At 55.6% G+C, this 18,948-nt stretch carries 17 protein-coding genes; 2 read left to right on the top strand and 15 right to left on the bottom strand.

The window, feature by feature from the left end:
• Positions 1-26: 26 nt before the first annotated feature.
• Positions 27-1,235 (bottom strand): lactonase family protein, encoded by a 1,209-nt coding sequence (locus FNT36_RS00690; RefSeq protein ID WP_144842967.1) that lies wholly within the window; start codon positions 1,233-1,235, stop codon positions 27-29.
• A 219-nt stretch (positions 1,236-1,454) separates the two neighbouring features.
• Here FNT36_RS00690 and FNT36_RS00685 point away from each other — a divergent pair, with 219 nt between their 5' ends.
• Positions 1,455-2,264 carry an SDR family NAD(P)-dependent oxidoreductase gene (locus tag FNT36_RS00685; RefSeq protein WP_144842965.1) on the top strand — a complete coding sequence of 270 codons (810 nt, stop codon included), beginning with the start codon at positions 1,455-1,457 and terminating at the stop codon, positions 2,262-2,264.
• A 170-nt stretch (positions 2,265-2,434) separates the two neighbouring features.
• On the opposite strand, the gene FNT36_RS00680 is transcribed toward FNT36_RS00685, so the two are convergent.
• From FNT36_RS00680 to FNT36_RS00645, 8 genes are all read right to left on the bottom strand, one after another.
• A complete protein-coding gene (locus FNT36_RS00680; RefSeq protein ID WP_144842963.1) occupies positions 2,435-3,268 on the bottom strand; it encodes an enoyl-ACP reductase FabI in 834 nt (277 codons plus the stop codon).
• A 142-nt stretch (positions 3,269-3,410) separates the two neighbouring features.
• A complete protein-coding gene (gene recN / locus FNT36_RS00675) occupies positions 3,411-5,084 on the bottom strand; it encodes a DNA repair protein RecN (protein ID WP_144842961.1) in 1,674 nt (557 codons plus the stop codon).
• A gap of 95 nt (positions 5,085-5,179) precedes the next feature.
• A complete protein-coding gene (porD, locus tag FNT36_RS00670; protein ID WP_144842959.1) occupies positions 5,180-6,106 on the bottom strand; it encodes a type IX secretion system protein PorD in 927 nt (308 codons plus the stop codon).
• Positions 6,099-6,752, bottom strand: a complete 654-nt coding sequence (locus FNT36_RS00665) for a phosphopantothenoylcysteine decarboxylase domain-containing protein (protein ID WP_144842956.1) — start codon at positions 6,750-6,752, stop codon at positions 6,099-6,101. The genes porD and FNT36_RS00665 overlap by 8 nt, the downstream gene beginning before the upstream one ends.
• A 70-nt stretch (positions 6,753-6,822) precedes the next feature.
• Positions 6,823-7,410, bottom strand: a complete 588-nt coding sequence (locus FNT36_RS00660; RefSeq protein ID WP_144842954.1) for a flavoprotein — start codon at positions 7,408-7,410, stop codon at positions 6,823-6,825.
• Between the two features lie 55 nt (positions 7,411-7,465).
• A complete protein-coding gene (locus FNT36_RS00655; protein ID WP_144842952.1) occupies positions 7,466-7,804 on the bottom strand; it encodes a DNA-directed RNA polymerase subunit omega in 339 nt (112 codons plus the stop codon).
• Between the two features lie 81 nt (positions 7,805-7,885).
• The gene (locus tag FNT36_RS00650) at positions 7,886-8,719 is read right to left on the bottom strand and encodes an outer membrane protein assembly factor BamD (RefSeq protein WP_144842950.1); all 834 of its coding nucleotides are present in this window, start codon (positions 8,717-8,719) and stop codon (positions 7,886-7,888) included.
• 78 nt (positions 8,720-8,797) lie between these two features.
• Positions 8,798-10,543 carry an OstA-like protein gene (locus tag FNT36_RS00645; protein WP_144842948.1) on the bottom strand — a complete coding sequence of 582 codons (1,746 nt, stop codon included), beginning with the start codon at positions 10,541-10,543 and terminating at the stop codon, positions 8,798-8,800.
• A gap of 361 nt (positions 10,544-10,904) precedes the next feature.
• On the opposite strand from FNT36_RS00645, the gene FNT36_RS00640 reads away from it, so the two are divergent.
• Positions 10,905-11,918 (top strand): amidohydrolase family protein, encoded by a 1,014-nt coding sequence (locus FNT36_RS00640; RefSeq protein WP_144842946.1) that lies wholly within the window; start codon positions 10,905-10,907, stop codon positions 11,916-11,918.
• Positions 11,919-12,012: 94 nt separating this feature from the next.
• Here FNT36_RS00640 and bshB1 read toward each other — a convergent pair whose 3' ends face one another.
• From bshB1 to rpsO, 6 genes are all read right to left on the bottom strand, one after another.
• A complete protein-coding gene (gene bshB1 / locus FNT36_RS00635; protein ID WP_144845586.1) occupies positions 12,013-12,738 on the bottom strand; it encodes a bacillithiol biosynthesis deacetylase BshB1 in 726 nt (241 codons plus the stop codon).
• A gap of 100 nt (positions 12,739-12,838) precedes the next feature.
• The gene (locus FNT36_RS25885; protein ID WP_317129586.1) at positions 12,839-13,957 is read right to left on the bottom strand and encodes a M23 family metallopeptidase; all 1,119 of its coding nucleotides are present in this window, start codon (positions 13,955-13,957) and stop codon (positions 12,839-12,841) included.
• Positions 13,958-14,062: 105 nt separating this feature from the next.
• Positions 14,063-14,992 (bottom strand): thioredoxin-disulfide reductase, encoded by a 930-nt coding sequence (trxB, locus tag FNT36_RS00625; protein ID WP_144842944.1) that lies wholly within the window; start codon positions 14,990-14,992, stop codon positions 14,063-14,065.
• Positions 14,993-15,142: 150 nt separating this feature from the next.
• Positions 15,143-16,006, bottom strand: a complete 864-nt coding sequence (locus FNT36_RS00620; protein WP_144842942.1) for a sigma-70 family RNA polymerase sigma factor — start codon at positions 16,004-16,006, stop codon at positions 15,143-15,145.
• Positions 16,007-16,240: 234 nt separating this feature from the next.
• Positions 16,241-18,379 carry a polyribonucleotide nucleotidyltransferase gene (pnp, locus tag FNT36_RS00615; protein ID WP_144842938.1) on the bottom strand — a complete coding sequence of 713 codons (2,139 nt, stop codon included), beginning with the start codon at positions 18,377-18,379 and terminating at the stop codon, positions 16,241-16,243.
• Positions 18,380-18,593: 214 nt separating this feature from the next.
• Positions 18,594-18,869 (bottom strand): 30S ribosomal protein S15, encoded by a 276-nt coding sequence (gene rpsO / locus FNT36_RS00610; RefSeq protein WP_144842936.1) that lies wholly within the window; start codon positions 18,867-18,869, stop codon positions 18,594-18,596.
• Positions 18,870-18,948 lie beyond the last annotated feature (79 nt).

The following is an 18,948-nucleotide window of genomic DNA, read 5'->3' as shown; positions in this document are numbered from 1 at the left end:
CATGACACGCGTTTTTTTAGGGTTATTTACTTCGTAAAGTCAGGCACTACCTGCACAAACATGGGCGAGGGTAATTGCACCGATTGGCCCGTGGGGGTTAGCTTACCGCTTTGCTTGTCAACTGTGTAGGTAAAAACGTTACCCGAGTTTTGGTTAGCTGCTAGCAGAATGCGCCCGCTTGGGTCGAGAGCAAAGTTGCGCGGTGTTTTGCCCTGCGTGCTCACGTGCTGCACCAGCGTGAGGCGGCCGCTGCTGCCATCTACCGCGAAAACGGCAATGCTATTATCGCCACGGTTAGAGGTGTACACAAACCGCCCATCGGGCGACACGTGCACATCGGACCCAGTATTGTCGCCCGTGAAGCCGGTTGGCACTGTAGTCTGAGTTTGAATTTCTTGGAACGTGCCCGCCGTGGTATTGTAGCTGAGCGCCGTCACGGTCGAGTTCAGTTCGTTTTCTAGGTACGCCCAGCGGCCATTAGGGTGAAAGACGAGGTGACGCGGCCCAGTACCCGGTTGCGCCGTGAAAGCGGGCGTGCCAGGCCCCCCAAGTTTGCCATGCGCGGGGTCGAGGCGGTAGCTATATACCTTATCAGTCCCTAGGTCCACAGCAAAGGCGTAGCGGTTGGCCGGGTCGGTAACGATGCAGTGCGCGTGCGGGTTATCCTGGTTTTTGTGCGGACCTAGGGGCGGCTGGTGCTGGTCGCTATCGCTGGGTGCGGCTACCTGGCCGTTGGCCTGCCGGGGCAACATAGCTACGTTGCCGGTCGAGTAGTTGGCCACCAACACGTTTTTCTCCGTGCGGTCGAGGCTGATGTAGCACGGCGATGCGCCCAGCGAGGGCTGCTGGTCAAGCATGGTAAGGGCACCCGTGCGCTGGTCGATACTTAGCGCACTTACGCCGCCACTATTAGCTCGCCCCTGAAACGACTGCGTCTCACTCACCGCGTATAGGTAGCGGTGGCTGGCGTCCATGGTTAAGTAAGTAGGCTGCGCGCCGCCCTTCTGGGCACTCACTGGCGTGAGGGCACCCGTGCTGGCGTCGAGCCGGTAGACATAGATAGTGTTCTCCTGGTCGGAAGTCACATTGGTGCCCACGTACACGAGGTAGCCGGCGCTCGCCTTAGCGGCAGTGCCCGCCGGATGCGTGGCGCAGCCCGCCGCGAGCCACGCGGTAGCCAGGCCTAAAGCACTTAGATGCAAAAAATTGGGGCGGCGAGAAGAAGAGAAAAACATAGAACGAGCGAAAGTAAAGGCCGAAACGCTGGCTCCAGTGGCCTGCTTTCAAGCGCCTAAAGCTACGTGCTTTGCCTCAATCTTAAGGTTCAGCGACAGGCACACCTAGGTAGCCAGAAACGAGCTTTTAACCTCCTCTTTGCCTAAAGCACGGCAATAACCCCCTTTCGCTGGCCTCGTTAGCCTAAGCAAAGTTCTTCCTTCTCCTAGCATTCTACCATGGCAGACCAACAGAAATACGCCCTCATTACGGGCGGCACCAGCGGCATCGGCCGCGAGCTAGCCAAGCTTTTTGCCCAAGACCAGTACAACCTCGTACTCGTGGCCCGCAGCCAAGACGAGCTGAGCCAAACCGCCGCCGAGCTACAGCAGCAGTACGGCGTGCAGGTCAAAACCATTGCCAAAGACCTCTTTGAGCCCCAAGCGCCGTTTGCCGTTTACGACGAAATAAAGGCCCAAGGCATTCAAATAGACGCGCTGGTGAATGATGCTGGCCAGGGCCAATACGGTGCCTTCACCACTACTGACATCAACCGTGAGCTAGATATTATCCAGCTAAACATTGGGGCCTACGTTATTTTTACCAAGCTCTACTTGCAAGAGATGGTAACTCGCCAGAGTGGCAAAATCCTGCAAGTGTCGAGTCTAGGGGCCGAAATTCCGGGGCCGCTCCAAGCAGTGTACCACGGCACGAAGGCGTTCATCACGTCCTTCACCGAAGCTGTGCGCGAAGAAACCAAGGAAAGTGGCGTTACCCTCACCATCCTAGAGCCAGGCGTAACGGATACTGACTTCTTTAACAAAGCCAGCATGGAGCGCGCTAAGCTCGTGGCTGAAGGCAGCAAGGCCGACCCCGCCGACGTGGCCAAGGATGGCTACGAGGCGCTGATGGCTGGCAAAGACAAAGTAGTTTCCGGCTTCATGAACAAAGTACAGGCCGCCATCAGCAACGTCTTACCCGACAGCCTAGTAGCCGCTCAAATGCATAAGCAAGGCGAGCCGGTAGATGGCGACGAACGCTCGAAGTAGCACTCGCTCCTTCCCTTCTGTCATGCTGAGCTTGCGAAGCATCTTCTCACGCTAGGTTAGTCCAGATGTGAGAAGATGCTTCGCAAGCTCAGCATGACAGAGGAGAGCATTAAAAACAAAGAAGCCCGGCTTATCCAGCCGGGCTTCTTTGTTAGCACCCTAGGTACCGCTTATTGGGCCGACTCGGCCGATGCCTTGGTGATAGCATCCACAATGGCCTCCGAGATGCCCACGCTGCTGAAGCCGCCGTCGTGCATCAGGTTTTGCATGGTCACGAAGCGGGTGAGGTCCGAGAAGAGCGACACGCAGTAATCGGCGCAGGCCTCGGCGGGCGCATTGCCAAGCGGCGCCATTTTGTCGGCATACTCATAAAATGCGTTGAAGCCGCTGATACCGGTACCAGCCGTAGTCTTGGTTGGCGACTGCGAGATGGTGTTCACGCGCACCTTCTTGAGGCTACCTAGGCGCTGGCCGTAGCTGCGGGCGATGCTTTCAAGTACCGCTTTGGCTTGCGACATATCGGTGTAATCGAGGAAGGCGCGCTGAGCCGCGATGTAGCTCAGGCCCACGATGCTGGCCCACTCATTGAGAGCGTCTTGCTTCTCGGCAACGGCCATCATCTTGTGAAAAGACAGCGCCGATACGTCCAGCGTCTGCTGGAAAAATTTATAGTCGAGGTCGCCGTAGCTCTTGCCCTTACGGATGTTAGCGCTCATGCCAATCGAGTGCAGCACGAAGTCGATTTTGCCGCCAAAGTGCGCTTGAGCTTCGGTGAACAACGTGCCGAGCTCTTCCATCGACGTAGCATCGGCCGGAATGATGGGCGCGTCGATTTCGGCGGCTAGGGCCTTGATTTCGCCCATCCGCATGGCCAGCGGCGCGTTGGTGAGCACAATGCGGGCCCCTTCGGCATGGGCTTTCTGGGCGACTTTCCAGGCGATAGACTGCGAGTTGAGGGCGCCGGAGATGATGCCGACTTTGCCGGCGAGGAGGTTGTGGGACATGAGAATAGTCAGGGTTAGCCCCACAAAAGTACACTAAGCTGCCATGCCGATAAAGGAAGCCTCTTGCCAGAGCCGAACTACCGTTCGTCACCCTGATAAGAGGCTTCCTTTATCGGCATGGCAGCCGACTGATTATCAGCTTCTACCCTACCAGCTCTTCGCCGCGTAGCGCCAGTAATTCGCGGGCACTCTGGAAAGCATTTTCGCTAGGTTTGGCACCGGCTATCATGTGGGCTATTTCCTTAATGCGCTCGTCTTGGCTCAATTGCCGGATGCGGCTCACGGTGCGGTCGGCGCGGTCTTCCTTGTACACGAAGTAGTGCGTGTCGCCAGCCGCGGCCATTTGCGGTAAGTGCGAAATGGCCACCAGCTGGTGCTTGTGAGCCATTTGCTGCATCATGCGGCCCACCTTCACCGCGATTTCGCCGCTGATACCGGTGTCGATTTCGTCAAATACTATCGTAGGCAGGGCCGTTTTATCAGCTAACATGTACTTGATGCACAGCATCAAGCGCGAAAACTCACCGCCCGAAGCGGCTTTGCTCAGCGTTTGAGGTTGCGCGCCCTTATTAGCCGTAAACAAGATGCTCACTACATCGGAGCCACTAGCCCCTAGGGGGCCGATTTTGTGCTCCACCACGATGCGTGCGTGCGGCATGCCAAGGTCGGCCAGCAACGTACTGAGCTCTTTCTCAAACTTCGGGAACGACTTGCGGCGACTATCCGACAGCCGGGCGGCCTGCTTAGTAGCTTGGGCCAGGGCGGCGTCCGAATCTTTACGCAGGCGCGTTATTTCCTTGTCTAAGTTCAGCACCGAGCCTACTTTCTGGCGCAGGTCCTCGCGGGTTTCGAGCAGGCCGGGCACATCGCGACGCTGGTGCTTGCGCTGCAGGTTGTAAAGTACCGTGAGGCGGGCTTGCAGCTCCTCAGCGCGGCCAGGGTCGCCCTCGGTGCGGCGCTCGGCGGCCTCTACCTCGTCGGCCACATCATGCAATTCAATGAGGCATGAATCGAGCCGTTGCTTCAGGTCCTTGAAGGCGTCGGAGTAGCCTGCTACCTGACCTAGGAGCACCGCCGCATCTTTCATATTGCCGGTAGCGCAGTACTCGCTGTCGCGCAGACCGTGCAAAGCCTGGCTGAGCTTGTACTTAATTTCTTCGGCGTGCTCTAGTTGCTTTACCTCCTGCTCCAGGGCTTCCTGGTCTTCCTTATCGAGATTGGCTTCTTCCAGCTCGCTCAGCAAGAAACTGTTGTAATCCAACTCTTTGCTAGCCTGCGCAGCCTGGTCTTCCAGGGTCTTGAGGTCGGCTTCGAGCCGGCGGTATTGGCGGTAGGCATTGCCGTACTGCGTGCGGGTCGGCACCAGATTGGCGTAAAGGTCGAGCAGGTTGAGCTGAAATACGGCATCGCCCAGCAGCAGCGTATCGTGCTGCGAGTGAATATCCATCAGGTTCGCGCCAATCTTACGCAAGGCTTCCAGCGTCACTGGCGTATCGTTGACGAAGGCCCGCGACTTGCCTGAGGGGCTGATTTCGCGCCGCAGAATGCACTGCGCGTCGTAGTCTAGGTCCTCCGACTCAAAAATATCTTGCAACTGATAGTTTTTGATATCAAACTGTCCCTCAATCACGCACTTGCGCTCGGTGTTGAAGAGCATGCGCGAGTCGGCCCGGTTGCCGAGCAGCAGCCCAATGGCGCCGAGCATAATAGATTTGCCCGCCCCCGTTTCGCCGGTAATAATATTGAGCAGCGGCGAGGGCCGCAGCTCTAGCTGCTCAATAAGAGCATAATTCTGGATACGTAAATCGAGTAGCATAGCGTCATTTAACAACAATCAATTATCATTCAACAGCTAACGTTGAGCCGACAAGAAATGGCTGTCAACTATCAAATGGTAATTGTTAAATGAATTTAAGGTCTTAACAGCGTCTGGTACTTTGCTAGGTTATCGGGGTCGGCATCGCTGAGCATGGTGACAAGCTGTTGCTTCTGCTCAGGAGTGCCGGTGCGGAATATGTTGGTAATCTCATCAGCCTTCGCATTAAAGAAGGCGCGCACGAACAGCGTACCCGGCCGGATAACATTGGCTTTCTGAATAGCGCTCAGCGCTTCCATAATTGAGGTTCGGGCATCGCCCGGCTTCTCGATGAACATATCCATCCCTTGCCGGTAATAAGCATAAAGGCTGGTGCGGAAAGGTTCAAGTTGCGGGTCGGTAAGGTTATTAAGCAACCAGTAGCGATTGGTGGGGCTTGAATCAGTCCACCCGGTATCAGTTTCACCAGTGGTTGTGGTCTGGCCTGCCGAGTACTGCATTATCAGGCGCGCTTGGTCGTAGTACGGCGAGCCCCCTAGGCGTGCAAACGTGTCTTGGTCGGTACCAATAACCAGGTAAGCGTAGAAGCCTAGCAGCGAGGCCAGGTTGCTCGTGAAGGTGTTGCTACCCGGAATAAACGAAATAGGCGCGGCCGGTGAGAAGTTGAAAATAAAATTGCGGTCGTTGAGACTCAGCACGTTGGTTTCGTAGCCTGTGCCGTACACTGGGCGCGTCGCAATCAGGCGCATCGTAGCCACGTAGGTGCCGTTCTGCGGAATAGCGGTAATGCCTACGAACATGCGCAGGTTGATACGCTCATTGGGGCCGTAGGTGAGCCGCGTCCAGGGGGTTTCGTTTAAGATGCGGCGCATCTCGGCCTGCATCTGGTTTACCAGCGTGGCGTCGGTGATGGTTACGTTTTGAAGCGACACCTGCACGTCGGCATTTAGCTCCTGAGCCTGGACAGGGCACGCGGCCAGCAACCCCAGTAGCAAGGCCAACACCGTGAATACGTTACGCATGGGAAATAACAAATCGGGACTGAATGAGCTGCACTAGCTCGCGGGCTAGGTCGGTTTTAGCTTGCAACTCAAAGTTAAGCACCTGGCCGGCGCGGTCTAGCACCGATACTTTATTGGTATCGTGGCCAAAGCCGGCGCCCGCATCGCGCAAAGAATTAAGCACGACTAGGTCGAAGTTTTTGCGCTGCAGCTTGCCTAGGGCATGCGCCAGCTCGTTCGTAGTCTCCAACGCAAAACCTACCGCAAATTGTTCAGGCCGCTTGGTTTGACCGAGCGTGGCAGCAATGTCCACGTTCTTGACCAGCTCTAGCGTGAGCGTTTCGCCGGATTTTTTAATTTTCTCGGGCTCTACTACCGCGGGCCGGTAGTCAGCCACAGCCGCGGCGAACACCCACACATCGGCCGCGGACGCTACCTGCGCGGCGGCCTCATACATCTGCTGCGCAGTTTCGACCCGCACCGTGCGAATGCGGGAGCTGGCTGGCGCCGCCAGCTGCACGGGTCCGCTGATGAGCGTTACGTTAGCCCCCGCCTCAGCAAAGGCGTCGGCCAGCGCATAGCCCATTTTACCCGTTGAGCGGTTACCTAGGAAGCGCACTGGGTCGAGCGGCTCATAGGTAGGGCCCGCCGTAAGAAGAACGTGCATCTTTTCAATTAATAATTACCACTAAGCAATCGCTCGTAGTAGTCTATTGCTCTTTTCCACTGGCGGCATGCTAGCGCTGCGCGAAAAACTGCGCTAGTTCAGTTACTATTTCTTCGGGCTCCAGCATGCGGCCTGGTCCGGCCAAGCCGCTGGCTAGTTCGCCGCTAGGCGAGTCAAAAATATGGTTACCGAACGAGCGTAGGCGCTGCAAATTTTGCGTCACGGCCGGGTGCGCGTACATGTCCAGGTCCATGGCCGGGGCCAAAAACACCGGGCAGCGCGCCGACAAATACACAGCACTGAGCAGATTAGGACACAATCCATTGGCAAGCTGACCGATGGTGTTGGCGCTAGCTGGCGCAATCACGAGGGCCTCGGCCCACAGCCCTAGCTCGACGTGGTTGTGCCACTGCCCACTGGCCGCATCACGCAAAAAGCCCGTCAAGACGGGCTTTTTGGAGAGAGTACCTAGGGTAAGCGGTGTAACGAAGGCCGTAGCTGCTTCGGTCAGAATTACTTGCACTTCCGCGCCGGCTTTCACTAGCAGGCGGGTTAGCGGGGCAGCTTTGTAGGCCGCAATGCTACCGCTGACCCCTAGGAGCAAGCGGCGGTTCTGCAATGAAGCGTGGGGCTCGAGGCTGGTAGCTGAGGTTGTCATGGGCTCGTAAAGGAACACAAACCTAGGCACCCGGCACGAAGCACGCTACTCAAGCCTAGAACAGCTCGCGAGGAATAACGATGGGCGCTACCTCGGGAGTTTCGTAGTGCAGTTCGCCTGCAATGAACTCTTCGATAGCTTGGCTGGTGGGCTTGGGCTGGCGCTCGTACTGCTTGCTGATTTCAATCTGCTCACGGTTTTCGAACACTTCTTCGAGGTTATCAACGGTAGTGGCAAACTCGGCCAGCTTTTCGCTGAGCTCTTCTTTCAGCTTCACCGACAGTTGGTTGGCGCGCTTCGAGATGATAGAAATCGCCTCGTAAACGTTGCCTTTATCCGTGGTGATGTCGGCCAGGTTGCGGGTGATGATGGAGGCAGAAGCGGGAGTCTTCATGGAGATGTTAATTGTTACTGGTAAGTTGTTACCGGTCAGTTATTACTGGTAATTAATCCATTACCAACCGACTGGTAATCGTTAGTTGGCAGCTGTGGGGTCGGCCGGGAGGCTTTTGAGGCGTTCGATTTCGGCGCGGCTATCGTCGTACATCGTCTGAGCCGCGTGTAGGCTCTTGCTCTGCGGATAGGTGTCGATGAAGTGCTGGTAAATGGCTACTGCATCCATAAAGCGCTCGCGCTGCTTGCTTTCGATGCTTTCCTTAGCCCAAGCGTACTGCGCCGTGAGCCGCAAAAAGTCAGCCTGCTCGGCAAATACAGAAGCTGGATACTGCTGGTTGAAGTTACCTAGGGCCGTGACAGCCGCCTGATTGTAACGCAAGGAGTAGTAGAGCTTTGCGCTTTGAAACGCTTTGTTCTCTAGCTTTTTCTGCAGTTCCTGCGACATGCTTTCCGCTTCAGCGCGAAATTCACTAGTCGGATACGTATTCAGGTAATCCTGAATTACTTCCAGCGCCGATACCGTATTGGTCTGGTCGAGCTGGTAGCCAGGCGAATCCCGGAACAGCGACTTAGCCCGCAAGAAGTTGGCTTGCTCGGTGTACGACGAGTTGGGGTACGTGTCAGTAAACTGCTTGAAGTAATAGGCGCTCAGCACGTAGTTGCGCTGCATGAAGTTGGTGTTGGCGAAGTAAAACTGCGCCTTCTCTGCTTCGGGCCGGCCTTTGAGCAAAGGAATCATTTCTTCCAGCAGCGTACCTGCCCGGAAGTAGTCACCCTTGTCGTAGTACTTAATAGCAGCCTCGTACTTCTCGTTGACGTTGGTGCTTTTAAGCAGCTTCTGGTAGCCCGTGCAGGCCCCTAGCGAAAGGGTGCTGGCCAGCAGCGCGGCAGAAATAAGACGGGAAAATCGCATACGAAAGACAAAGGTACGAGGAAAACGATGGGCGCGCACTGTTGCGTTCCGCCGAACTGCCCCTAAGAGTTGCAGTGCCTAGCGCTTGGTTGCACTCACCGGTGCTTTGGCTGGTGCAACAGGCTTCTTAGAAGGTTGCGCGGAGCGCTTGCGAGCGGCGGGTTTAGCCTTGATTTTGGTAGGTTTAGGCTTGGCCCTGGGTTTTTTCGCCTTAATGTCGCTGGCGAAGTGCTTGCCAAACACAGTGCGCCGCGTGGGCCGCTCGGTGGGTCGCCAGCGATAACCCTTCAGGCGGGTATCGTCTTCCTTAAGCTCGTGCGGCGGGATAAATGTAGCATCCGGATTGGCCAGCATGCTGAGCGTCTTAATCTTACCATCTGCAAAGGCTAGCCGGATGGTGGCCGAGAGCGATTTATTCACCCCCGTTACTACCGTATCGCCATCCAGCGCATAGTAGAGGCTTTCGGCGTTGCCAAGCACATCGATACGGTTAACGCGGTTTTGCTTAAAATACGCTAGAATGTTACGCCCTTTTACCTGGTTAAAATTATGCAGCGTGTCCTCCCCTATCACGAAGGCTTTGGCAAACATCCGCACCTGGTCAATCTGGCCGCGCTTCTGCCGAATTTCCATCGAATCGGACGTCATCTGGTTGTGAGCTTGCCACAGGATGGGGTCGCGGTTGAGATAAATGATGCTGTCTTGCCGGTCGTAGGTTAGCGAGTCGCAACGCCCCTGCAGGTTACCCCGAAAAATCTGCACCTTGGGCCACGCATAGAGGATGGGTCGCTGGTTGACTTTGGTAGGGCGCGACTCCACACTCAGCAGCGTGTCGGCGGCCAAATACAGTGTATCGCGGCCCGAAATATTACGCACCACCGGCCGACTCCCATAGAGCTTGGTACGCCCGAGGGCGCGCCAATAGCGGCCCACATCGCCGCGCAGCAAGAGGTTGTCCTTCTTCGAGATAAGCGTGACGTGGCCCGTAGCTACGCCGTAGAGCTTGCCCTCGTCGTACACCAGCTGGTCGCCACCTAGCAGGTAGTTGGGCGTTTCAATCTTGGCGTTGCGCTGAAAATTGGATACCCTGGTAATGGTGTTGTACACACCTTTCTCGGCGTAGAGGTTGCCCTGCGGACCTTTGATACGGGTAGGGCCGTCGAAATAAGCTATTTTGGAAATAGTATTAAACGTCAGCGTATCGTTGCGCAAGTCGGTCTGACTGCCCTTGACATCAGTGGAAACGAGGTGCACATCTCGCTTAAAAACAAAAACTTTGCTGCGCGTATCGTAAAAGCCCTGCTGACTATCGAGGGTATTTTGCGGGTCGGTGAGGTGGCCGCCGGTGGTGTAGTAAGCCGTCTGGCGCGTTAGGTCGTAGTCAAGCACCGAGGTGGTGAGTGTCATGCGCGGGTCGTGCATGACCACGTTGCCGGTCATGCGGGCCGTGCGGCGGTCGCCATCGTAGAAGCCCCGGTCGCCGTTAATAGTAACGGTATCATTCTGGATGATACGCACGTTGCTAAAGGCCTCAATTTCATTGCGGTCTAGGTATTGATAGGCCGAGTCGCAGTACAAGAAGGTGTCTTCCTGCTTAAAGCTGACGTTGCCCAGCAGCTTACGGATTTTCACGCCGTTGAAGACGCCGCCTTGGAGCTCGCGGGTGCCGGGCAGCAGTTGCACGGGTGTGCCTTTGGCGGGGGTAGCAGCGGTGGCTGGGGCCCCGGGCGCTTTGGTGGCCGGGCGGCGCGGCGTTTGTGCGGGCAGCGACAGGGCCGTCAGCGCCAGCAAAAACCAGAAACTTAAAAAACGAAGGAGCGGCATTCAGAAGCCAAAGGTACAGCGGGTGGCGGGGCCTAACGCGCATCTTTGCGGCATAGTGCCCAGTAGCCAGGCGGCCTACACTACCTAGGCCATGAAAATTCACCGTTCGGGGGCCTCGAGCGCTGGCGCTACCCCCTAGGGCACGTGTTGAGCACCCAACTCATGCCACCCTACGCTGACGTAGAAGAGTATTTCTGCCTAACGCCATACTCTTTAATTCTGGCTAAGCGTGTGGCCTGCGCGCAAGCCAAGAGTTGTACAAAATCGCCTAGGGTAGTTAGGTATGGGATAATAACCCCCTCCATAACTCGGACTGAGCCCCTTGCGTTGAGCCACGCATTATTCTATCTCAGCTCCGCTCATGCCCGCCCAACCTTTGCCTCAGCGTATTGTCACGCTCGAAGAACATATTGGCTTTCCCGACATGGTCAATCGCATCCCGCTAGCGGTGCGCCAGCAAGCGGGCTGGCCCTCCGATGCTAATCCGCACTCGCCGGTGCACGAGCAACAACAAAAACTAGCCGAAATAGGCCCCGAGCGTTTACGCCTCATGGACGAGGCTGGCATTACTATCCAAGTGCTTTCCGTGTCGGGGCCCGGGGCCGAATTGCTGCCACCTGCTGAAAGCCTCGCATTTGCCCGCGAGTATAATGACCGGCTGGCGGCGGCTATTGCGCAGCACCCCGACCGTTTTTTTGGCTTTGCGCATCTGCCCATGACCAACCCAGCCGCGGCAGCCGACGAGCTAGCGCGCACTGTACGCGAGCACCAGTTTCGCGGGGCAATGATAAATGGTACCACGCAAGGTTTGTTTCTCGACGACCCACAGTTTGCCCCCCTGCTAGCGCGGGCCGAAGACCTAGGCGTGCCGCTGTACTTGCACCCCGGCGTGCCGCCCGCGCCGGTGCGCAGTGTGTATTACGAGCGCCTGCCTAATGGCCTAGGTGAACGCCTGAGCATGGCGGGGTTTGGCTGGCATGCCGAAACGGCCATCCATGTGCTGCGCCTCATCTTGAGTGGCACGCTGGAGCGCTACCCACGCCTGCGGCTTATCATCGGCCATATGGGTGAGACCTTGCCCGTGATGATAGCCCGCGCCGACATGGCTATGCCCGCCGATGAGACGCAGCTGCCGCGCAGTATCAGCCAGACCCTACGCGACCAAGTCTACATCACCACCAGTGGCATTTTCACACGCCCACCGCTAGAGGCAGCACTGGCCACCTTTGGGCTAGACAATATTTTGTTTTCAGTCGATTACCCGTATGCGCCCAATCAACCGGGCCACGAGTTTTTAGCTGGCTTACAGCTACCGCCTGCCGACATCGCAAAGCTGGCTTATGGCAATGCCGACCGCGTACTAAGCTTGGTGTAAGAGCTTGGCTCTATCTGCAAAAGAGACCTAGGCAGTGTAGGAGTAGCAACTCGCCTCTACACTGCCTAGGTCCCTTTCTTAGGTCGCTTTGCTTTTATATCAGGTCGCCTATTTCCCGCACGCCTACGGGCCGCTCCACGGTATAAGCTTCGCCAAACTCTACCCCAATCAGGTGCCCAAACTCGCGGGCGCGGGCCTCCATGAAGTGTGAGAACGTCTGCCCCGACAAGTAAGTCTGGGGCGCCGCTGGGTCAGCACTAGGGTTATAAAACTGGGTGCCGTAGGCGGTTATAGAAGCCCACTTGCCCGCCCAGTACGGGGTGATATCAACCACAAAATCGGCTGGCAGCTGCCGGTCCTGAATGTAATGGTATACATTCTTAGGGCGCCAAGGTGCCTGGGGCTGACCGTTTTCATCCAGCGTTTCTATCATGCGCAGCCCACTCAAGAAGCAAGCATCGGTAGCCAGTTGAGCAGCGCGCCCGTGGTCAGGGTGCCGGTCATTAATGGCGTTGCAAAGCACCACCTCGGGCTGGTAGCGCCGAATGGCCGCAATGAGTGGCAACTGGTGCTCGCGGTCGTTTTTAAAAAAGCCATCGGGCAACCCGAGGTTTTCACGAGCGCTGAGCTGCAATATCTTGCTAGCCGCTGCCGACTCGGCAGCGCGGGTTTCGGGTGTACCACGGGTACCTAGCTCGCCCCGTGTCAGGTCTACGATGCCTACTTTTTTGCCCACAGCTACTGCTGCCAGTAGCGTGCCAGAGCACGACATTTCTACATCGTCGGGGTGGGCCCCAAGGGCTAATACATCCAGCTTAATCACACTACTACGCGTTAGTTAACAAACAATCAAACCCAACTACCGTCTCGCCAGGAATCCCTGTGAAGCTGCTCCAGAAAAACCAGTCGGCCTCTGCAGCTTACTTGATACGCAGCTTTTTACCGGGCCGCAATGTATTTCCTAGGCTAGGATTGAGCCGCTTGAGTGTGCTCACGCGCACTCCGTAGCGGTCGGCTATTTCCGAAAGTGTATCGCCCGAGCGTATCTGGTGCTGTACCACGCGCCGAGCAGCAGTGGGCTCTGGCGCACGGCTGCTGGCACTGCTGCTACGCCCGCGCCGCAGGGCACGGCTGTAGTAGTTGAATAGTGCCGAAGTAATGGTGAAATTATCACTCCGCAGCTGATAACCAGGGAAGTTGTAAACCAGCGTGGGATTGATAGGATTGCCCTCGTAGCGCACCTCAAAGTGCAAGTGCGAGCCTGTACTACGCCCGGTGCTGCCCCCTAGGCCTATTATTTGGCCAGCTTTGACGAAAGTACCTACCGGCACCAATGGTTTGCTCAAGTGACCATAAAGGGTCTCTAGACCATTATAATGGCGCACCAATAGGTAATTGCCGTAGCCGCCTCCGTCCCACTTGCTGATGCGGATAACGCCATCGAATGCCGCCCGTACCGAGTCGCCGGTTTCTAGGTCTAGGTCCACCCCAAAGTGCCAGCGCCCCCACCGAAATACGAAGCCGGAGGTAATAGGCGTCTTCACCAATGGCATCTTAGCATAATGCTGGCGCACTGGGTCTACTAGCTTCAGATTGATAGTATCGCGAATGCGGCGGCCATCCACCCGGTATGGGTTGATGTTATGCGTGTCCCAAATAGAGTAGTAACCGGCCACCCGCACCCACGACGAGTCAATGAGTACTTCATCCGACATCTCGACTATCTCTTGCCCACCCTCGTTGAGGGTAGTCGTGTCTTCACTCACGATACTCAGCTTGCGCGCCGGGTTGAAGATAGACTTGGCAGCGTCCGACCTGTCATCGGGCAGCTCTTCCGTCTCAATGATGGTGGTGGTATCGGGCCGCACGTAACGCAGGGTAGGCGTGCGTGCCTTAAAAAAATCCTTGCTGCGCGTCCTAGTTGATTTGGCTCTCGAAGTCCGGCGGCGCTGCGCTTGCGCAGACGTGCTGGCTCCTAACCAGCAGGCTAGTAGCACCAACAGCACGGGCAGGCGAAAAAAAAGCTTAGGAAAAGTCAAAAGAAACCCAAAAATGACAGCAGTGACCCGGTGCGCGAGCCACTGCTGCCTGTTGGTAAAAAAAGTGCACCGCCCTATCAGCTGGCTGCACGCATACTAGTCAAGTTATGACTTCAGACCAGCTAGGTAGCGCTCAGCGTCGAGCGCTGCCATGCAGCCGGTGCCCGCTGCCGTCACGGCTTGGCGGTAGGTAAAGTCCTGCACGTCGCCACAGGCAAACACACCATCTACGTTAGTTTTAGACGTGCCCGGCAACGTTTTCAAGTATCCCTGCTCATCGTGGTGCAGGTAATCCTGAAAAATCTTGGAATTTGGCTCGTGCCCAATAGCTACGAAGAATCCGTGCACCGGAATCTCGCGCGTCTCGTGCGTCACTAGGTTTTTCACACGGACTGCTTCCACAGCGTGCTCACCCAAGATTTCGTCGGTTGCTGTGTCAAAGAGCACTTCAATCTTGGGGTTTTCAAGCACGCGCTTCTGCATGATTTTCGAAGCCCGCATAGCATCTTTACGCACCAGCATGTACACTTTTGAACAAAGGTTAGCGAGGTAGTTTGCCTCTTCCGCTGCCGTATCGCCAGCACCCACGATGGCTACGTCCTTACCGCGGTAGAAGAAGCCGTCGCATACCGCACAGGCTGATACACCCGAGCCATTCAGCCGCGCCTCTGAGGGCAAACCCAGCCACTTGGCCGAAGCCCCCGTAGCAATAATCACGGCATCAGCCGTCAGCTCCGTGGTTTCGTCAATCGTGATTTTGTGTGGGTGACCCGTGAAATCCACTTTAGTAGCGATGCCATACCGGATATCTGTGCCAAAGCGAGTGGCCTGCTTTTTCAAGTCTTCCATCATCTCCGGGCCCATCACGCCATCTGGATAGCCTGGAAAATTTTCAACATCATTAGTGATGGTCAGCTGCCCCCCAGGCTGCAAGCCTTGGTACATCACTGGTTGGAGCCCGGCCCGTGCCGCATAGATAGCTGCAGTGTAGCCAGCCGGCCCCGAACCAATTATCAGGCAATGAATATGTTCCATATAAGTAACGCGAGAAGGATGCTTCGCGCTTGCAAGCAGTTAGTCTTAGAGATAAAAAACAACGTAGCAACTCCGAAGATTCGCACGTCTACCTACAAAAAACCCCAACCTCACGGTCGGGGTTTTCAAGTATACAAATTTAGGCAATAACTAGCCTAGGTATGGCTTTAGCGCCTTCGAGCGCGAAGTATGGCGCAAGCGGCGAATAGCTTTTTCCTTTATCTGACGCACCCGTTCGCGGGTTAGGTTGAATTTCTCGCCTATTTCTTCTAGCGTGAGGGCGGCCTCACCATTTAGCCCAAAGTAGAGTGTAATTACATCAGCCTCACGCTTAGTTAGAGTTGAGAGAGCACGTTGCACTTCTTTGCGCAGCGAGTCATTCATTAGGCCCGAATCCGGCGTCTCTTCGTCTTCGTTTTCGAGTACGTCGAGTAAGCGGTTTTCCTCCCCTTGCACAAAAGGCGCATCTACTGACACGTGGCGACCCGAAATTTTCAAGGTATCAACTACCTCCGAAGTAGTTAGCTCAAGCACTTCGGCGATTTCTTCCGGCGAAGGCTCACGTTCAAATTTTTGCTCGAGCTCCGAGAATGATTTGCTGATTTTATTCAGCGAACCTACCCGGTTTAGGGGCAAACGCACAATGCGGCTCTGCTCAGCCAAAGCCTGCAGAATGCTTTGGCGAATCCACCATACAGCGTAGGAAATAAATTTAAAACCACGGGTTTCATCGAAGCGCTTGGCAGCTTTGATAAGACCTAGGTTGCCTTCGTTGATAAGGTCACCCAAGCTAAGCCCTTGGTTCTGATACTGTTTTGCTACTGAAACTACAAAGCGCAGGTTAGCTTTGGTGAGCTTCTCCAGAGCTTTTTGGTCACCATCGCGAATGCGCTGCGCCAGCGTTACCTCCTCGTCGGGCGTCAGCAGGTCCACTTTACCAATCTCCTGGAGATATTTATCCAGCGATTGGCTTTCGCGGTTGGTAATCTGTTTGCTGATTTTTAGCTGTCTCATCGGTAACGGTGGCTAATTAGATAGTTTTAAAAGAGTTAATTGGAAGCATACTACCCGGCCGGCTCCCGGCCGATTCAAGGGAAAATAACACTGCTATATGGGCAAAGGTTCGGCGAAGCAAGGTGAAAGCGAGAAGGTAAAAAATATAAAAATTTTGTCCTAACCGTCGGTTACTCGCCGCAATTAGCGTTCCAACTTTTATATTTTTCCATCTTCTCACTTACAACCTAAGAGCTACGCTGGCTTTGCCAGCAGCACTTTGCGTGACAGCCGGTATTTACCCGTCTTTTTGTCGATATCCACTAGCTTCACATCTATCTCTTGCCCTACTTCTAGCACACCTTCAAGCGACGCAATACGCTCGTGCGTTACCTCCGAAATGTGCAGCAAGCCGTCTTTGCCCGGCATGATTTCCACAAACGCACCATAGGGCTGAATCGAGCGTACTTTGCCTTTGTAAGTTTCACCCACTTCAGGCTGGGCTGCGATGGCGCGGATGCGGTCGATAGCACCTTGCATCGAGTCCTGGTTAGCCGCATAAATGCTTACGTGGCCCTTTTCGTCTTTTTCCTCGATGATAACGGTAGCACCAGTATCCTTCTGGATTTGCTGGATGACTTTGCCACCCGGCCCGATTACTGCACCGATAAATTCTTTATCAATCAGCATTTTATGCGAACGCGGCGTGTGTACCTTCAGCTCAGGAGCCGGAGCATCAATCGTCTTTGCCATCTCGCGCAAAATATGCAGGCGACCTTCTCGGGCCTGGTGCAGTGCAGCGGTCAGAATCTCGTTGCTTAGGCCCTGGATTTTAATATCCATTTGGCAAGCACAGATACCCTTCTCAGTACCAGTAACCTTAAAGTCCATATCGCCTAGGTGGTCCTCGTCACCCAAGATGTCGGACAGCACGGCGTATTCACCGGTTTCCTTGTCTTGTACGAGGCCCATGGCAATACCCGCCACTGCCGAACGCACTTTCACGCCTGCATCCATTAGTGCCAGCGAACCGGCGCACACCGTAGCCATCGAGCTCGAGCCGTTAGACTCCAGAATGTCTGATACAATGCGGATGGTGTAAGGATTTTCCTCGTCGGGCGGCAGCACTTGCTTGAGCGAGCGCATGGCTAGGTTGCCGTGGCCGATTTCGCGGCGGCCAGCACCACGGTTAGGCTTCACTTCGCCGGTCGAATAGCCGGGGAAGTTGTAGTGTAGCATGAAGCGGTTGTAGCCCGAGTGCAGCGGCTGGTCAATGATTTGCTCATCGAGCTTAGTGCCGAGCGTAGCCGTAGTTAGGCTCTGGGTTTCGCCGCGGGTGAAGATGGCCGAGCCATGAGCACCAGGCAAATAGTTGATTTCCGACCAGATAGGACGAATCTCGGTAAGCTGACGGCCGTCGAGGCGCACCCGCTCCTTAATCATCATATCACGAATGGCTTTCTTCTCGGCCGATGAGTAATAACGGCTTACCATCTTCATATCTAGCTCGGGCTGCTCGGCCACTAGCTTGTCAAGGAAAGCTTTCTTAACACCTGAGAAGCCTTCCTTACGGCCCGACTTACTGGTGTTGCCTGAGCGGGCCACGTCGTAAGCACCTTGGTAGATGCCTTCGTGAATCAGCGCCTTAAGAGCATCGTTTTCTTCGTACTTAGGATACTCGCGGGGTTGCGCGTCGGGCGTGCGGCCTACAGCCTCAGCTAAGTCCTTCTGCAACTGCACCTGCGCTTTGATGGCTTCGTGACCGAAGGCAATGGCAGCTACCATTTCCTCTTCGCTCACTTCCTTCATCTCGCCTTCCACCATGGCTACCGAATCGGCCGTAGCACCTACGATGAGGTCCATGTCGGCGCGCGCTAGGTCGCTGGTTTTAGGATTAATCTGAAACTGACCATCGATGCGAGCCACCCGCACCTCCGAAATCGGACCGGCAAACGGGATATCCGAAATCGAGATAGCTGCTGACGCAGCCAGCGCGGCTAGCGCATCGGGCTGCACCTCTTTATCGGCCGAGATGAGGTTAATCATCACCTGAACCTCGTAGTGATAATCCTTAGGGAACATCGGCCGCAGAATGCGGTCAACGAGGCGGCAAATCAGGATTTCGTAGTCGCTCAGGCGGCCTTCGCGGCGCTGAAACGAACCCGGAATTTTACCGGCCGAGCCGAACTTCTCCTGGTAATCCACCGATAGTGGCAGGAAGTCAACACCTTCGCGCTGGCTCGGGGCCGATACGACCGTGGCTAATAGCATTGTGTCGCCGAGGCGCACTACTACGGCACCATCCGCAAACTTGGCCAGCTTGCCGGTTTCAATGGAAATCTGGCGGCCATCGGGCAGCGCCAGGGTTTTGGTAATCGCGTGGGGAGCGGGCATTCTTCGAAAGAGTAAGTAGCTGGAAGCTAGGAGCTAAAAATTATCTACTAAACAAAAACTTGCAGGCAAACAGTTCAGGCAAACGCAGTACGGGAGGGGGCCGCTGACTCGCTCCTAGCTTCGGGTACTGCGGTAGCCCGGCACGGCTTAGGCACCGGCAAAAAAAAGAATAGGGAACCTTCTCTAGAAGGCTCCCTACTCCCGGTAGTTGGGCTTACTTGCGGATGCCCAGCTCCTTAATGATGGCGCGGTAGCGGTTAATCTCGCGGTGCTGGAGGTAATCCAGCATGCGGCGGCGCTTACCTACCAGTTTGAGCAGACCTAGGCGAGTGCTGTGGTCTTTTTTGTTGGTCTTCAGGTGCTCCGTGAGGTGCTGAATGCGGTGCGTGAACAGCGCAATTTGCGACTCGGCCGAACCGGTGTCGGTATTTACTTTCTGAAGGCTGTTTTTTTCGAAGATGGCCTGTTTGGCCTCGGTCGAGAGTTTCATCGGCAGATAGGAATGACCCGTCTTGGATTAAAAAATAAGAGAATTGTGGCTGCCCCACACCGCAGGGCGGGCGCAAAGG

The sequence above is a fragment of the Hymenobacter setariae genome, assembly GCF_007713685.1.
Classification (GTDB): Bacteria; Bacteroidota; Bacteroidia; order Cytophagales; family Hymenobacteraceae; genus Hymenobacter; species Hymenobacter setariae.
The sequence above is the reverse complement of the archived record's forward strand: the minus strand, read 5'-3'. Positions and strand labels throughout refer to the sequence as shown.

Bases quoted from the DNA above. Each gene is read 5' to 3' on its own strand.
- FNT36_RS00690 (WP_144842967.1), bottom strand. From the start codon at position 1,235: ATGTTTTTCTCTTCTTCTCGCCGCCCCAATTTTTTGCATCTAAGTGCT.
- FNT36_RS00685 (WP_144842965.1), top strand. From the start codon at position 1,455: ATGGCAGACCAACAGAAATACGCCCTCATTACGGGCGGCACCAGCGGC.
- FNT36_RS00680 (WP_144842963.1), bottom strand. From the start codon at position 3,268: ATGTCCCACAACCTCCTCGCCGGCAAAGTCGGCATCATCTCCGGCGCC.
- recN (WP_144842961.1), bottom strand. From the start codon at position 5,084: ATGCTACTCGATTTACGTATCCAGAATTATGCTCTTATTGAGCAGCTA.
- porD (WP_144842959.1), bottom strand. From the start codon at position 6,106: ATGCGTAACGTATTCACGGTGTTGGCCTTGCTACTGGGGTTGCTGGCC.
- FNT36_RS00665 (WP_144842956.1), bottom strand. From the start codon at position 6,752: ATGCACGTTCTTCTTACGGCGGGCCCTACCTATGAGCCGCTCGACCCA.
- FNT36_RS00660 (WP_144842954.1), bottom strand. From the start codon at position 7,410: ATGACAACCTCAGCTACCAGCCTCGAGCCCCACGCTTCATTGCAGAAC.
- FNT36_RS00655 (WP_144842952.1), bottom strand. From the start codon at position 7,804: ATGAAGACTCCCGCTTCTGCCTCCATCATCACCCGCAACCTGGCCGAC.
- FNT36_RS00650 (WP_144842950.1), bottom strand. From the start codon at position 8,719: ATGCGATTTTCCCGTCTTATTTCTGCCGCGCTGCTGGCCAGCACCCTT.
- FNT36_RS00645 (WP_144842948.1), bottom strand. From the start codon at position 10,543: ATGCCGCTCCTTCGTTTTTTAAGTTTCTGGTTTTTGCTGGCGCTGACG.
- FNT36_RS00640 (WP_144842946.1), top strand. From the start codon at position 10,905: ATGCCCGCCCAACCTTTGCCTCAGCGTATTGTCACGCTCGAAGAACAT.
- trxB (WP_144842944.1), bottom strand. From the start codon at position 14,992: ATGGAACATATTCATTGCCTGATAATTGGTTCGGGGCCGGCTGGCTAC.
- FNT36_RS00620 (WP_144842942.1), bottom strand. From the start codon at position 16,006: ATGAGACAGCTAAAAATCAGCAAACAGATTACCAACCGCGAAAGCCAA.
- pnp (WP_144842938.1), bottom strand. From the start codon at position 18,379: ATGCCCGCTCCCCACGCGATTACCAAAACCCTGGCGCTGCCCGATGGC.
- rpsO (WP_144842936.1), bottom strand. From the start codon at position 18,869: ATGAAACTCTCGACCGAGGCCAAACAGGCCATCTTCGAAAAAAACAGC.